We start from the raw sequence: 13,581 nt of genomic DNA, 5'->3' as shown, positions 1-13,581 counted from the left end.
TATCATGAGCAAAATAAATACCCCTGTTCGAATGTGCATCGTCTGCAAGGCTCGCGTCCCCCAATCCGAGTTATTACGGTTACAAACTAATGAGGGCATGTTGCGCGTGTTTAAACAGGTGGGTAGAAGCTTCTATGTCTGCAACGATTGCATCGAGAGCAACAACAAGCAACTTAAAAAAGCACTGCTTCAAAAGTGTAAAAAATTAGATCAAAACATTTTGGATTACGGCAAAATGCTGAAGGAGATAGAAACGAATGGTTAAAGTTCGCATACACGAGATTGCAAAAGAACTCGGTATCAAAAGTAAAGAGGTAGTGGAGAAAGCTACCGATATGGGGTTGGACGTCAAATCTGCATCCAGTGCCGTAGGCTCAGAAGAAGCAGAAGCGTTGATGAATTTTGTGCTCACAGGCGAACGCCAAGAGGCGATTGCTACTCCCGTAGAAACAAAGGTTTCTCCCGAACCAACCCCTCCTCCTGTGGAAATAGTACCCCCTTCTCCTAAAGCACCAGAGCCTAAAAAAGATGTGAGTAAGCAGGTTGAACCTGTGCCAGTAAAAGAAGTGCAAGAAGCACCCAAGCCCAAAGCACCCAAGCCTACTGAAGTAAAAAAAACAGAAATCGTCATCCCTCAAGAAGAGGCACCTGTGGCGCCAAAAGAAGAAGCCCTCGTAGAACCTGTGCAAGAACCCCAAGAAGAAGAAAAAAAATCTTCCATTTCTTCAGGAGAGAGTTTGGCGCAAGCAAGCCTCATGAAGCGACGAGGTTTGGTAATCGTTAAAAAGAAAAAACCCGAAATCGTGGTTAAGCCAGAACCTACCAAGGCCGTTGAATCCTTGAAGAAAAATATCCCTAGTTCTTTGGAAGCTATTTTTTCAAGCCAAGCAGAAACAGCAGAGGCAAGAAAGAAAAAGAAAGCTAAAAAAACCCCTTCAAGCAAAAAAGAAGCAGTTGAAAAGATTGATTTGATGGCAGACCGTGATTTGGGCGAGGCGACGTATGACCATGATGACATGGTTGTTCTTCCTGATTTAACGGTAAAACCCGAGCCAGAAGCACCAAAACCTGCCCTTAAAAAACGCAATGATTCAACACAACAGATTATTGGCCGCGGCCAAAAAGCCATTGCTTTTGGAAATACCAACACAGGCATTAGACGCAAGGGACGTAAAAAACGTCCAAAACAAATGGCAAAAGGCAACGACGAAGCCGTGACATTTGTGCGCATTCCTGAAGAAATCCGCGTGTATGAGTTTGCCGAAATGGTAAACAAGCAACCCAGCGAAATTATTTCAAAGCTGTTCATGTTGGGAATGTTGACCACCAAAAATGACTTTTTAGATAAAGATGCTATTGAGATTTTAGCCGATGAGTTTGGTATTGATGTGGAAACGGTTAACGCTCAAGAGGAATTTGACTATGTGAAAGCCTACGATGATGAAGAAGGTGGCGAACTTGTAGAGCGCGCTCCTGTCGTGACCATCATGGGACACGTTGACCACGGTAAAACCTCCTTGCTAGACTATATTCGTAGTTCTCGTGTGGTTCATGGTGAATCAGGCGGCATTACCCAACATGTGGGCGCTTACATGGTGCATAAAAACAATAAAAACATTACCTTTATCGATACCCCAGGCCACGAAGCCTTTACCCAAATGCGTGCCCGAGGCGCAGAGGTAACGGACATTGTTATCATTGTGGTAGCGGCAGATGATGGGGTGAAACCTCAAACCAAAGAAGCCATTGAGCATGCAAAAGCGGCAAACGTGCCCCTTATTATTGCCATTAATAAAATAGACAAAGAAGCGGCCAATCCTGACATGGTGAAAACACAACTCTCAGATTTGGGCATTATGCCAACGGAGTGGGGCGGAAGCCATGAATTTGTGCACGTTTCAGCACACACGGGTGAGGGCATCGAAGAGCTGCTTGAGATTATTTTATTGCAAGCAGAAATCCTTGAGCTTCAAGCCAACCCAACACGTGATGCTAAGGCTGTGGTGGTTGAGAGTTCTTTGGAAAAAGGCCGAGGCCCTGTGGCGACGGTTATTGTTCAAAACGGAACCCTCAAAGTAGGCGATACCGTGGTTGCAGGGGTGGCGTATGGCAAAGTACGCGCACTTTTAGACCATGCGGGAAAAACCATTACATCCATTAAACCAGGAGAGCCTGGTGTGATTGTAGGCCTCAGCGAAGTGGCCGAGGCGGGCGAAAAGCTCGTGAAAGTCGAAAGCGACAAAGCAGCACGTGAATATGCCCAAAAACGCCATGACTATTTACGTCAAAAAGAACTTTCACGCTCCACTAAAGTGACCTTGGATGAGCTTAGCCAACGCATTGCTGAGGGTGAGATTAAAGACTTGCCTGTGATTGTCAAGGCGGACGTACAAGGAAGTTTGGAAGCGATTAAAAGCTCATTGGAAAAGTTACGCAATGACGAGACCAAGGTTAATGTCATTCATGCGGGTATTGGTGGCGTAACAGAAAGCGATGTGGCCCTGGCGAGTGCGAGTGAAAACTGTATCATCCTAGGCTTTCACATTCGCCCCACTGGCGCGGTCAAGGAAAAAGCGAAAAACCTTGGGGTTGAGATTAAAACCTACAACATTATTTATGACCTCATTGATGACATCAAAGGGGTGCTTAGCGGCATGATGGCGCCGATTATCCGTGAAGAAAACTTAGGACAAGCCCAAGTGCGCGAAGTCTTTGTGGTGCCAAAAATTGGTGCGATTGCGGGATGTATCGTGACCGATGGTGTGATTAACCGCGGGGCAAAGGTACGTTTGATTCGCGATGGCGTGATTGTTTATGAGGGCACGATTTCTTCGCTCAAGCGCTTTAAAGACGATGTGCGCGAAGTATCTAAAGGCTACGAATGTGGCATTGGTATCCATAATTTCAACGATATCAAAGAGGGCGATTTCATGGAAAGCTTCAAAGAAGTTGAGGAAAAGGTAACCTTATGATCAAAATCTTTCGCACGCAAAGCGTGTTAAAAGAGTTGATTCCTGAAGCCTTAGCTACCCTAAGCGACACCCTGCTTCAAAACCTTTGTGTGATTGATGTGCAGTGCAAAAAGGGCAAGTATGATGCGGATGTGTACTTGGATAAGATGCTCTTTACGCCCGAGGAGCAAAGTACTATTTTGTCGCGCCTGAGAAAGGTCTCGAAACATTTAGAGACCCACTGCGCCACAGCAGAAGGGTGGTACCGGTGTCCCAGTTTTCACTTTAAATTCGACGAACAGTTGGAAAAGCAAAACCACTTGGATGCCTTATTTGAGAAAATGGAAAAAGAATTAAAAAAGAGCCACCATGAATGAAGCACGATTAAAAGCCCTATTGCACGATGCAGGTGTTGAGTTGTATGACACAGAAACCACCATGGAATCGGGCCGAAAGATTTATCGGATTTATATTACATGTAAAGAGGGCGTCACCCTTGAAATGTGTTCTAAGGTAACCCATATTCTTTCTCCCATATTAGACCTTGAGCCACCTATTTCTGACCAGTATTATCTTGAGGTAAGCTCTCCTGGGCTTGAGCGAAAACTCACCAAACCTAGCCATTATGCCCGCTCTATTGGCGAGATGGTCAAGATTAAAACCTTTGAAAAAGAGTCCCTAGAAGGCAAGCTTTTGGAAGTGAGCGATAAGGGTATTTGCCTAGAGCTTCCAGAGGAAAATAGGGAGATTGCTTTTGAGCAAATCTCCAAAGCACGCACCTTCGTCGTGTGGTAATGCCTGATGAATTTTACATGCGCCTCGCCCTTGAGGCCGCATGGGAATTTCAAGGAAGAACCTACCCAAACCCAGCGGTAGGCTGTGTCGTTTGCTCCCAACACGGGGAGATTTTAGCCATCGAAGCCCACCAAAAAGCAGGTGAGGCCCACGCTGAAGTGCGCGCCGTTAAGGCGGCTCTTGGGCGCTTGAACCCCTCCCTTATATTTCCTCAAGACCCCACTGCGCTTCACGCTTTTTTGTTGGCTAATCACCAGAACCTTCTTAAAGATGCTTCCGTTTATGTCACGCTAGAACCGTGTAACCATTATGGCACCACACCCCCTTGCGCCTTACTCCTAGAAGCCTTACATGTAAGGCGGGTGTGTATTGGCATGAAAGACGAAAGTCCAAAGGCGAGCGGAGGTATGGCACGCCTTGTAAAGGCTGGGGTTGGGGTAAAACAAGGGGTGCTAGAAAAAGAGTGTGCCTTGCTTTTGGCACCCTTTTTGGCGTGGCAAAAAGGACATTTTAGTTTTTTCAAACTTGCCATGAGTAACAATGGCGTCATTGATGGGGGTATTGTTACCTCAGAAGCTTCTCGCAAGCGGGTGCACGAACTGCGCCAACACCTTTCGCTTTTGGCCATTGGGGGCAACACTGTGCGCACTGATAGGCCCACCTTGGATGCAAGGCTGTGCGCAGGCAAGGCTCCTGATGTGTTCATTTACTCCCGCGAAGCGCAGTTTGACCAAAGTATCCCTTTGTTTAGCGTTCCTGAGCGCAAGGTTACCATCGCTTCTTCATGGGAGCCTTTATTGCGTAGTCCTTTTGTGATGATTGAGGGAGGCGAGGGCACCTTGCGCGCTTTGCCAGAACAAACCCAGTGGCTGTTGGTGTTTCGCTCTGCCCATTTTAAAGCGGGCAAGGGTGTGTGCCTTGCGAAGCGCTTTGTGAGGGTGTGGCACCAGCCTTGTGGTGAGGATATGATGGAGTGGTATATTTGTGAGTGAGATCGCGCTGACCTTTGGGATTATGGTGCTTGGCGGGTTTTTTCATGGTCTTGTGGGCTTTGGTTTTCCCATGATTGCCACGCCCTTGCTTTCCCTTTTGGGCTCGGTGCAACAAGCGGTGCTGACAACCTTACTGCCCACCCTTAGTGTGAATGCGACTAGCATCCTTTCTCGCAAGGTAGACTTTGGCTTTTTGGGGCGGTTTTGGCCCCTTGGAGGGGCCATTATCCTTGGGAGCTGGAGCGGCACACAGCTTTTGGTTCGCTATGAGAGCGACATTTACAAACTTTTGTTGGCGCTAATGGTTGTGTTGTACTTGTACCAATCCAAACTCAAATTCAATCTCAACACCCTTGTTACGCGCTATTTTTTTCCCAGTATGCTCTTTTTTGGAGTGCTTAGTGGCCTTGTGAGCGGCTTGGTGAATGTGATGATTCCTGTGCTGATTATCTATGTCTTGGAATTAAAACTGGAAAAAGAGAAGGCGATTATCTTGCTCAATTTCTGTTTTTTCTCTAGCAAAGTCACGCAAGTGGCAACCTTTTCGTGGCTAGGTGTCTTTACCTTGCACACCTTGCTTTTGGGCATCCCTTTGGCTGGGGCGGCGGTGGGTGCTTTGTTGCTTGGAAAGCGTTTTACGGGAAAGATTGATACCGCGCTTTATGAAAAGATTTTAAAAGGAACCCTGTGGGTGATGGTAGGGATGCTGCTGTTGCAATACGCAGGTGTTTTATAGGGTGACGCACCCATAAAGGTGCGTCACTGGAAAGATTAGTCAAAGGTAGGCTTGGGGGTTTTGTCTGCCATTGGAGGCAAGATAGGATAAATAACCTGCGGCTTGCGTCCTTCAAGTGCGCCAAGGAAGGTAGCAATAGAAGCTGCTTCTTTGTCGTTGATGGTGATGCCTAGCTGTGTGCTTCCCATCTCTTTAACCGCGTCAGTGAGTTTCCAGATGGCGCCATTGTGGAAATAAGGAGCCGTTTCGGTGACGTTGCGCAGGGTTGGGGTTTTGACCATACCGTTTTCATCGCCCGTAAAACCACCAAGGTTAGCAAACTTGTACTGTTTTGCCACTTGGAAAGGTTGCATGGTGCCGCCAAGTGCCATGCCGTTATGGCACGCTGCACATCCTTTGTCAAGGAAAAGTTTTAAGCCGTCTTTTTCTGCTTTATTGAGGGCATCGGGGTGGCCATTAAGGTAGTCATCAAAACGTGAAGGGGTGACAAGAGTACGCTCAAATACACCAATCACGCTTGCGATGCGCTCAAAGTCAATTTTTACATCTGGCCCATAAGCGCCCTTGAAAAGTTCCACATACTGAGGAATGGAATTGATGCGCTCAACAACGAGCTCCTTGGGTGCTGCCATCTCTGGACCCGCTTGGATAGGGCCTTGGGCTTGGTCTTCAAGGTGTGGGCTTCGGCCGTCCCAAAACTGTACTTCACTGAGCACGGAGTTGTATACCGTAGGAGAGTTTAGGTGGGCTGGGTTCATGGTCCATTTGTGACCAATGGCCGCAGGAACAGCATCTGCGCCACCCATTGCCAGGTTGTGGCAGGTGTTACAGCTAATGAGGTTACTGCGTGAAAGGCGTGGGTCAAAGTAAAGCATTTTCCCTAATTCTATTTTGGCATCCGTAATGGGGTCTTCCCCTTGGTCGATGTACTTCAAAAGCTCAGCTTTTGATTCAGGAATCGCTTTGATTCCAAAACTTTTAGCAGACTCTCCTAGCGCTCCTGCGAACGCCATAGTGCCAACAAGTGCTAACCCGGTAACGCAATGAATGACTTTCATCACTCCTCCTTTGTAAAAAGATTTAGATAATAATAATTGTCAAATGCTTAAAATAATTTAAAAGAGAATTTTACTCTTATATTATATTTATTGATTAATATTCTTTTAAACTACCATCCTATCGTTCTTTTGCAAGGATTCTCTTGTTAAAAAAGTATTTAATAAGACTTTTAGGTAGACTTATGTTTGTTACCAATTGACCCGCTTTAAAGGTGATTTTGGAGATAATCGCGTTAATGTAAAATTCATTACACTTAAAAGGTGAACAAAAATGGTCTCTTGGCAGACAAAATTAACACTCTTACTCATTTCTACTATGACCATTATGTCAGGTACTGCTGTTGTGGCTTCTTTGCCTATGATTAAACTGCATTTTGAAAATGTGTTACATGTAGACTTGTATTCAAAACTCATTTTAACGGCTCCCGCAATCTCTATCGCCCTTTTTGCGCCATGGACGAGCCGTCTTGCTTCGCGTTTTGGAAAAAAACGCACCTTGGTGGTTGCCCTGGGCTTGTTTGGGTTGTTTGGCATGATGGGGGCATGGATGCAAAGTATTGGGGGCATTATTCTCTCACGGTTGCTCTTTGGCTTGTGTGTCGCAGTATTGATGAGCCTTGCCTTGGCCTTGGTGGGTGATTACATGAGGGAAGAAGAGCGCACACGGTATTTGGGGTACCAAAACACCTTTGTGGCCTTAGGCGGGGTGCTGTTTATGGCAGGCGGGGGTTTTCTTAGTGAGATTTCATGGCAAGGTGCTTTTTATATTTATGGTGTGGGTATCCTTGTGATGGTGATGGCAATGGTGTATTTGTTTGAGCCCAAGGCCCATAGTGTCTCTGGGGGATTTTCAGGCCATGCAACCGCACCGCTAGCGCGCCTTTGGCCTGTGTTTGTGACGGCAGTATTGACCCTGAGCGTGTTTTACATGGTGCCAACCCAGCTTCCTTATTTGCTTTACGATGTTTACCAGATGGAAGGGCGTGAGGTGGGTATCTTGATGGCAACGGTCACCTTTGTTTCTGCCATCACCTCTTTGTTTTACGCACGCTTACGGGCACGCATGGGCGTTGGCGCTGTCTACAGTATGTTGTTTTTCGTACAAGGTGTTGGGTTTATGGGGCTTAGCCAAGCCCACACCTATGCTCAGTTTTCTTTCTCCCTTGTGGCGGTGGGCATTGGCGTGGGGTTGGTGATTGTCAATACCAACAGTTGGTTGCTTGAATGGGCACACGAACACGAACGTTTAAAAGCGACCGGATGGCTCACCAGTGCGATTTTTTTAGGCCAATTTATCTCTCCTATACTCTTACATTTTCCCGTTAAAACATGGGGCATCCCTGGTGCGTTCATGTTGGTAAGTGGGGTGCTCTTTGGGGTGAGTCTTTGGGTGTTTTTACGTATAAACCGTCGAATTAACCTTTAAGTGAGGGGTGAGTATACTACCTTCAATCAAAGGAGTAAACTGATGGGGATGGAGATAGAACGAAAATTTCGTCTTGATTCTGTAGGTCTTTTGAGGGACCTGATGCAAGAAGGCTTGCGCGTGAGCGAAGCGTCTTTGTGTCAAGTGTATACACGCATCGACAAAGAGGGGCAAGAACGGTTTCGCTCTACGGGGACAGCCTTTTTAAAAACCCAAAAACGTGGCAAAGGGCTAGCGCGAGAAGAGGTCGAAGAAGAGGTTTCTGGCCAAGCGTACCATGAGGCTTTTGCCCGCGCTATTGGAAGCCCAATCGAAAAAAAACGCTACACGTTTAAGTTGCAATCCCATGAGGCATGTATTGATGTGTTTGAGGGAGCCTTGTCGGGGCTTGTGCTGTTGGAGGTGGAATTTGACACCCTCGAACAAGCCTACGACTTTACTCTCCCTGCCTTTGAAGGTGCCCTAGAAGTTACAGAAGATGAGCGGTATAAGAATCATGTATTAGCAGTGCAAGGTATTCCTCTTGAGACAGTAGATTTAAATCTCTTGTTTCACCAAGCAAGCCAGCGGGAGTTAGATATGGCTCTTTTTCGTGCTTCTATGCCAAGTTACGATGGGTTTCGTGTCATTTTTACAGAACTGTATGCTAAAATTGAATTTCACAAAACCGCCTATTTAGAGACCAAAGAAAACGAGCAATTGCACCAGTTTCGTGTCAACATTCGCAAAACCCGTTCCTTGCTCCAATGCGTTCCTGAGCTCTTTGACGCAGGCATCGCGGAGCGCTTTATTAAAGGCTTTAAAACCATTGCGGCCCAAACCAACACCAAACGCGACTTGGATGTTTTTGGGGAGTTTCTCGCCACCCTTAATACCACGGGGGCCATTGCCTTACATGTAGAAGCTTCAAGGACAAGCGAAGACCAAAAAATCTCTGACGCATTAACCCAAGGGTATTACAACTCCTTTTTGTTGGAGTGGAAAATGGTGCTTGAAGACGAAGAGGGGTTTTTTAAGGGAAAAAAAGGAAACCTTCCCTACCGTGCCCTTAGCGCACTCGCTTTAAAAACCCGCTTAGAAACCCTCGCACGCAAGCTTAAAAAACTGACCGAATCCAAACCCCTTGAAGCCTTTCATAAAGTGCGTATTGAGTTTAAACGGTTGCGCTATTTGCTTGAATACTGCGAATCCCAATTTCCCTCCAAGCCCTTGAAACAAGCCATCAAAAAAGCAAAAATGATGCAAGAAACCTTCGGGTTGCTTCAAGACAGGGATGTGCAACTAAGTGTGCTAGAGGCTATCGAAGTGTACCCGTCCCTTGCGAGCGATGTGGAAGTTGTCGCCGCCCTAGAGGCCCTAAGGGGAGTGCTAGGGTACGACATTTACGCATACAGGCTGCGGATTTTGTGTAAAAAAAGAAAACTCATCACCTTGCTAAGTGCTTGTGTGACACCGCTTGAGCGTTACATCCAAGACCTCTAAGCCCCCATCGGCTATAATCACGCCAGTTTAGTTCAAGGAGTCTGTTTGAAATCAGAAGAAAAACAGCAAGAGATTGTTGATATGTTTAACACCATTGCCCCCACCTATGACAAGGCCAATCGCATTTTAAGCATGGGCGTGGATATTAGTTGGCGCAAAAAAGCATGCGACCTTGCCTTTGGCTTTTACCCCCAAAACCCTCTTTCATGTATCGTAGACGTGGCATGTGGCACAGGCGACATGATGGGATTTTGGCAAAAACAAGCGGACAAAAAAGGCATTCGAGTTGAGAAAATGGTTGGCGTTGATCCCTCCTCAGGGATGCTGGCCGTGGGTAAAGAAAAATTTCCCTCTTATGAATTCATCCTCGCACCTGCCACTCAAATCCCGCTTGAAACAGCCAGTGCGGACGTGCTTAGCATCAGTTATGGGATTCGTAATGTGGTGGCGCGCGAAGCGGCCTTTGTGGAATTTGCCCGGGTGGTAAAGCCTGGTGGCTTGGTGGTGATTTTAGAATTTACCAAAGATGATAAAAAAGGCCCTTTGCACGCCCTAAAACAATGGTACCTCACCAAGCTTTTGCCGCGCGTTGGGGGGATGATTTCAAAAAATAGAGCCGCTTACGAATACTTGCCAAACTCCATCGAAGGTTTTTTGACCGCTTCAATGCTCCAAGAAGAGCTCAAAAATGCAGGCTTTGAGACGGTGCATTGCGAGAGTTTTTCCATGGATATTTCCACACTCGTTATCGCCAAGAGGGTGTAAATGCAGCCGTGCTTGAGTGTGCGCGCACTCAACGAACAGATTAAATCGCTTCTTGAGAGCACCTTCTTACATGTAAGGGTGGAGGGCGAAGTGTCGCGCCCTACCTATCACGGTTCAGGCCACTTGTATTTTACCCTCAAAGACGCCGAGGCTTCCATTAGTTGTGTGATGTTCAAGGGCAACAACCAACGCCTAAAGTTTCGCCTTGAAGAGGGGGCACATGTGGTGGTATGGGGAAGCATCTCCGTGTATGCCCCGCGGGGAAGTTATCAGATAAACTGCGTTGGTGCAGAACCCTCGGGCAGTGGTGCTCTGGCGTTAGCCTACGAACAGCTTAAAAAAGAGTTTGAAGCCAAAGGCTATTTTGACCCCTCGCGTAAAAAACCACTCCCCTCTTTTCCCACCCGCATTGCGTTGGTGACCTCCGCCACAGGGGCGGCCCTACAAGACATGCTTACCGTGGCTTCACGCCGTTGGCCATTGGTGACATTAGAGCTCTTTGAAGCCCTCGTGCAAGGAGAGGGTGCCGTTCCTAGCATCGTGCGTGCCCTAAAACGTGCCCAGCAAAGCGAGGCGGAGGTTATCGTGGTGGCTAGGGGTGGGGGAAGCGTGGAAGATTTGTGGGCCTTTAACGAGCGGGATGTGGCTGAAGCGGTCTTTGCTTCTCCTGTCCCTGTGGTCAGTGCGATTGGCCATGAGATTGATACGGTGCTCATTGATTTTATTGCGGACAAACGCGCGCCCACGCCCTCCGCGGCCATGGAATTGTTGTTGCCTGATGGCACGGAAATGCGGCTGTACTTAGACCACCTCATGACCTTGCTTGACCAACGGTTTGCCAACCACGTGCGTCAAAAAGAAGACCTCTTGCGCCACGTTCAAGAAGGGCTAAAACGCCACTCGTTAGATGTAAAACTCAGCCTTAAACACCAAGAAATCAAGGCGTGCAAAGAGGCCCTCGCGGCCACCATGAACCACCGCTTGCAAGGCCAAACCTTTGCCTTGCAAAGCCTCCAAGAAGCCTTACATGTAAAGGCGACACGGCTTTTGGCTTTCAAGGAAGCGCAGCTTCATGCCCTTCAAACTACCTACGCGGCCAAAATTCCAAGACTAGGAGAAGGCATGGCGCAAGTGGTGCAAGAGGGCAAGCCCGTAGCACTTGAAACCTTAGAACTTGAAGCAGCCTTTGAGCTGCACACCGCCACCGCCGTGGTGGGGGCAAAGGTGACTTCCAAGCGACTGCTTTAGTACGCCTTTAGCCCATAAAATGCACTTGAAACTCCTAAGTGTATTTCGCTGCGTAGGCGTTCAAGGGCCTTTTCCCACGGGGAAGGCTCTTGCCATCTGGCTTCGTCAACTTCGCTTAATGACGCCAAGAGTTCTTTGGCGTCATTGTGGCTACCAAGGCTATCAACAAGGCCAATCGCTAGCGCTTCGTGGGCCAAGAAAACGCGCGCCTTAGCAAATGCATCGTCTTCTTTAAGGCCACGTGCCTTGGCCACATCTTCTACGAACATTGCGTATGCCCCATCCACGAGGTGTGTCAGGGCTTCTCTTTCTTGGGTGTTCCATTCTCTGGTGAAAGTGCCCATTTGCTTGTATTCTCCCGCGGCAACCACTTGTTCGTGGATGCCCAGTTTGTCGGCTAAGGGTTTAATGTTGGGGGCTTGAAAGAGCACACCAATAGACCCAATAAAGGCACCCGGATTGGCCACAATCTGATTGGCCCAAATGGCCGCATAATAACTGCCACTGGTCATGGACCCCGCGGCATACGCCACCACAGGTTTGGCCGCTTGGAGTTCACGCACCGCCATCATGACTTCTACCGAAGCCGCTAGCCCACCTCCGGGGGAGTTTACATGTAAGAGCACTCCTTTGATAGCCGCGTTTTCTTTGGCTTCTTGGAGCTGTTCTAAAAGGGGGCGGGCATCTTCGATGGCCCCGTGTATATCGATGCTTATAAGGTTGGGTTGCAAAGCGGGAGATTCTGCTACGTCTCCAAAGAGCAAAAAGAGCAACAGCAAAAACAACATGGCTTTAAAATAGGTGTTGATAAACGCAATGATGGCAATAAAAGGGGCAAAGAGGCGTTTGAAAAAGTTTAACATACAAGATTTCCTTCGATGAAAATATGGCTAGGCGTTTGGGCGTGAAGCACCAAATGCAAGGGGAGGTTAGCAGAAGTTGCACCGCTTAGGGGCATGACGATAATATCGGCGTCCTTGCCCGCTTTAAGTATGCCCCCGCCTAGCCCAAGAGCCGCAGCACCCTCAGCCGTGGCACTGTGTAGCAAGGTGGCCGCAAGGGCATTTAAGGGCATGTCTGGGTGGGCAAACAAGGCCGAGCGCATCTCATCCCAAAGGCTAAGACTGATGTTAGAACTTAGCCCATCGGTTCCAAGGGTTAAGGGAATGCTGCGCTCAAATAGAGGCTCTAGTGCCAAAACCCCTGTGCCTAAGAGGCGATTGGAAACGGGGCAGTGGGTGAGGGTTCCTCCTTGGGCGGCAATGGCATCAAGCTCCATTGGCAAAGCGTGTACTCCATGGGTGAATAAGGTACGCGCCCCTTCAAATAAACGCACGTACTCTAAACCACTGCACAAGGGCGCGGCGTGGGGAGAGAAACCTTTGAAAAAGGCGGCAAAATCTCCACTACCTGCGTCAAGCCAAAGGCGTTCGGCGTTAGATTCCATGAAATGGGTGGAGACAATGAGGTTTTCACTGCGCGCAATATCTAGCGCGTTTTTTGCCAAAATAGGGTGGGTGGAGTAGGGCGAGTGGATGGAAAGAGCCGCCTTGAAGCGGGCGTTTTCTTGTGCATAGGCACACCGTAAGCGGTGTTTGAAATCTTCAAACAACACATCCACGGCATCTGGCCTAGAGCCTAAAAGTTCGGTGAAAAATACCACGCGCGCAGGCGTCTTTGCGCAGGCGTCAAGCTCTAGGCCAAAACTGCTAATAGCTCCAAAGGCTGTGGTGCCACTGTGGAGCATGGAGGCAATCGCCCCCTCAATCACCTGTGCGGTAGCGGCTTCTTGCAAGGCTTCGCGGTGGGAGATGACCGAGTGGAGCCACGGCACAAATGCGCCAAAGTCAAGCACCCCTTGGTTGGCGGAAAATTCTAAATGCACGTGGGGGTTCACAAGGCCAGGCAAGGCCACGCTTCCCTTGGGCGCAACAACAGGAATGGCATCAGGATAGCGCATTGCCATAGCATCTGCGTCGCCTAAGTCAAGAATTGTTTTATCAAACACGATGGCGCCATGTTGTATGACGCCCATGAGAGGGTCACAGGGAAGGATAAAGTCTACATGTAAACGGGTCATTGGGATTCCTTGGGATAGCCCATGGGGCAATATTGGGGTGCATTGTAG

13 protein-coding genes are annotated in these 13,581 nt (G+C 48.2%); 10 read left to right on the top strand and 3 right to left on the bottom strand.

Annotated features, from left to right (window positions below; genetic code table 11):
• The first annotated feature begins 4 nt into the window (after positions 1–4).
• Genes AC5SLM_RS03740 through AC5SLM_RS03715 form a run of 6 tightly spaced genes read left to right on the top strand, consistent with a single transcriptional unit; the run spans position 5 to position 5,474 of the window.
• A complete protein-coding gene (locus AC5SLM_RS03740; RefSeq protein ID WP_495249592.1) occupies positions 5–265 on the top strand; it encodes a DUF448 domain-containing protein in 261 nt (86 codons plus the stop codon).
• A complete protein-coding gene (gene infB / locus AC5SLM_RS03735) occupies positions 258–2,972 on the top strand; it encodes a translation initiation factor IF-2 (protein WP_495249591.1) in 2,715 nt (904 codons plus the stop codon). Before AC5SLM_RS03740 ends, infB begins: the two co-directional genes overlap by 8 nt.
• The gene (gene rbfA / locus AC5SLM_RS03730; protein WP_495249590.1) at positions 2,969–3,328 is read left to right on the top strand and encodes a 30S ribosome-binding factor RbfA; all 360 of its coding nucleotides are present in this window, start codon (positions 2,969–2,971) and stop codon (positions 3,326–3,328) included. Before infB ends, rbfA begins: the two co-directional genes overlap by 4 nt.
• Positions 3,321–3,746, top strand: a complete 426-nt coding sequence (locus AC5SLM_RS03725; protein ID WP_495249589.1) for an LSm family protein — start codon at positions 3,321–3,323, stop codon at positions 3,744–3,746. Before rbfA ends, AC5SLM_RS03725 begins: the two co-directional genes overlap by 8 nt.
• On the top strand, positions 3,746–4,738 hold the full coding sequence (gene ribD / locus AC5SLM_RS03720) for a bifunctional diaminohydroxyphosphoribosylaminopyrimidine deaminase/5-amino-6-(5-phosphoribosylamino)uracil reductase RibD (RefSeq protein WP_495249588.1): 993 nt from the start codon (positions 3,746–3,748) through the stop codon (positions 4,736–4,738). Before AC5SLM_RS03725 ends, ribD begins: the two co-directional genes overlap by 1 nt.
• The gene (locus tag AC5SLM_RS03715; RefSeq protein WP_495249587.1) at positions 4,731–5,474 is read left to right on the top strand and encodes a sulfite exporter TauE/SafE family protein; all 744 of its coding nucleotides are present in this window, start codon (positions 4,731–4,733) and stop codon (positions 5,472–5,474) included. Before ribD ends, AC5SLM_RS03715 begins: the two co-directional genes overlap by 8 nt.
• 35 nt (positions 5,475–5,509) lie before the next feature.
• Here AC5SLM_RS03715 and AC5SLM_RS03710 read toward each other — a convergent pair whose 3' ends face one another.
• A complete protein-coding gene (locus AC5SLM_RS03710) occupies positions 5,510–6,532 on the bottom strand; it encodes a cytochrome-c peroxidase (RefSeq protein ID WP_495249586.1) in 1,023 nt (340 codons plus the stop codon).
• Positions 6,533–6,803: 271 nt separating this feature from the next.
• Between AC5SLM_RS03710 and AC5SLM_RS03705 the strand changes: the two genes are divergently transcribed.
• The 4 genes from AC5SLM_RS03705 to xseA are packed head-to-tail and all read left to right on the top strand — an operon-like array spanning position 6,804 to position 11,453.
• On the top strand, positions 6,804–7,958 hold the full coding sequence (locus AC5SLM_RS03705) for an MFS transporter (RefSeq protein WP_495249585.1): 1,155 nt from the start codon (positions 6,804–6,806) through the stop codon (positions 7,956–7,958).
• 42 nt (positions 7,959–8,000) lie between these two features.
• Entirely contained in the window at positions 8,001–9,440 is a 1,440-nt protein-coding gene (locus AC5SLM_RS03700; RefSeq protein ID WP_495249584.1) for a CYTH and CHAD domain-containing protein, read from the top strand.
• 45 nt (positions 9,441–9,485) lie between these two features.
• A complete protein-coding gene (gene ubiE, locus AC5SLM_RS03695; RefSeq protein ID WP_495249583.1) occupies positions 9,486–10,205 on the top strand; it encodes a bifunctional demethylmenaquinone methyltransferase/2-methoxy-6-polyprenyl-1,4-benzoquinol methylase UbiE in 720 nt (239 codons plus the stop codon).
• Entirely contained in the window at positions 10,206–11,453 is a 1,248-nt protein-coding gene (gene xseA / locus AC5SLM_RS03690; RefSeq protein ID WP_495249582.1) for an exodeoxyribonuclease VII large subunit, read from the top strand.
• Here the strand turns inward: xseA and sppA are convergent.
• Positions 11,450–12,316, bottom strand: coding sequence for a signal peptide peptidase SppA (gene sppA / locus AC5SLM_RS03685; protein WP_495249581.1), 867 nt, complete (start codon positions 12,314–12,316; stop codon positions 11,450–11,452). The two genes, xseA and sppA, sit on opposite strands and share 4 nt — an antisense overlap.
• Positions 12,310–13,533: an aminofutalosine deaminase family hydrolase gene (gene mqnF, locus AC5SLM_RS03680; RefSeq protein WP_495249580.1), complete on the bottom strand. Its 1,224-nt coding sequence runs from the start codon at positions 13,531–13,533 to the stop codon at positions 12,310–12,312. Before mqnF ends, sppA begins: the two co-directional genes overlap by 7 nt.
• Positions 13,534–13,581 lie beyond the last annotated feature (48 nt).

Source organism: Sulfurospirillum sp. HTRB-L1 (assembly GCF_059415125.1).
The sequence above is the reverse complement of the archived record's forward strand: the minus strand, read 5'-3'. Positions and strand labels throughout refer to the sequence as shown.

Excerpts from the sequence above, each read along its gene's own strand:
- AC5SLM_RS03710 (WP_495249586.1), bottom strand. The coding sequence starts at position 6,532 with ATGAAAGTCATTCATTGCGTTACCGGGTTAGCACTTGTTGGCACTATG.
- AC5SLM_RS03740 (WP_495249592.1), top strand. The coding sequence starts at position 5 with ATGAGCAAAATAAATACCCCTGTTCGAATGTGCATCGTCTGCAAGGCT.
- infB (WP_495249591.1), top strand. The coding sequence starts at position 258 with ATGGTTAAAGTTCGCATACACGAGATTGCAAAAGAACTCGGTATCAAA.
- mqnF (WP_495249580.1), bottom strand. The coding sequence starts at position 13,533 with ATGACCCGTTTACATGTAGACTTTATCCTTCCCTGTGACCCTCTCATG.
- sppA (WP_495249581.1), bottom strand. The coding sequence starts at position 12,316 with ATGTTAAACTTTTTCAAACGCCTCTTTGCCCCTTTTATTGCCATCATT.
- xseA (WP_495249582.1), top strand. The coding sequence starts at position 10,206 with ATGCAGCCGTGCTTGAGTGTGCGCGCACTCAACGAACAGATTAAATCG.
- AC5SLM_RS03700 (WP_495249584.1), top strand. The coding sequence starts at position 8,001 with ATGGGGATGGAGATAGAACGAAAATTTCGTCTTGATTCTGTAGGTCTT.
- rbfA (WP_495249590.1), top strand. The coding sequence starts at position 2,969 with ATGATCAAAATCTTTCGCACGCAAAGCGTGTTAAAAGAGTTGATTCCT.
- AC5SLM_RS03705 (WP_495249585.1), top strand. The coding sequence starts at position 6,804 with ATGGTCTCTTGGCAGACAAAATTAACACTCTTACTCATTTCTACTATG.
- AC5SLM_RS03725 (WP_495249589.1), top strand. The coding sequence starts at position 3,321 with ATGAATGAAGCACGATTAAAAGCCCTATTGCACGATGCAGGTGTTGAG.
- ribD (WP_495249588.1), top strand. The coding sequence starts at position 3,746 with ATGCCTGATGAATTTTACATGCGCCTCGCCCTTGAGGCCGCATGGGAA.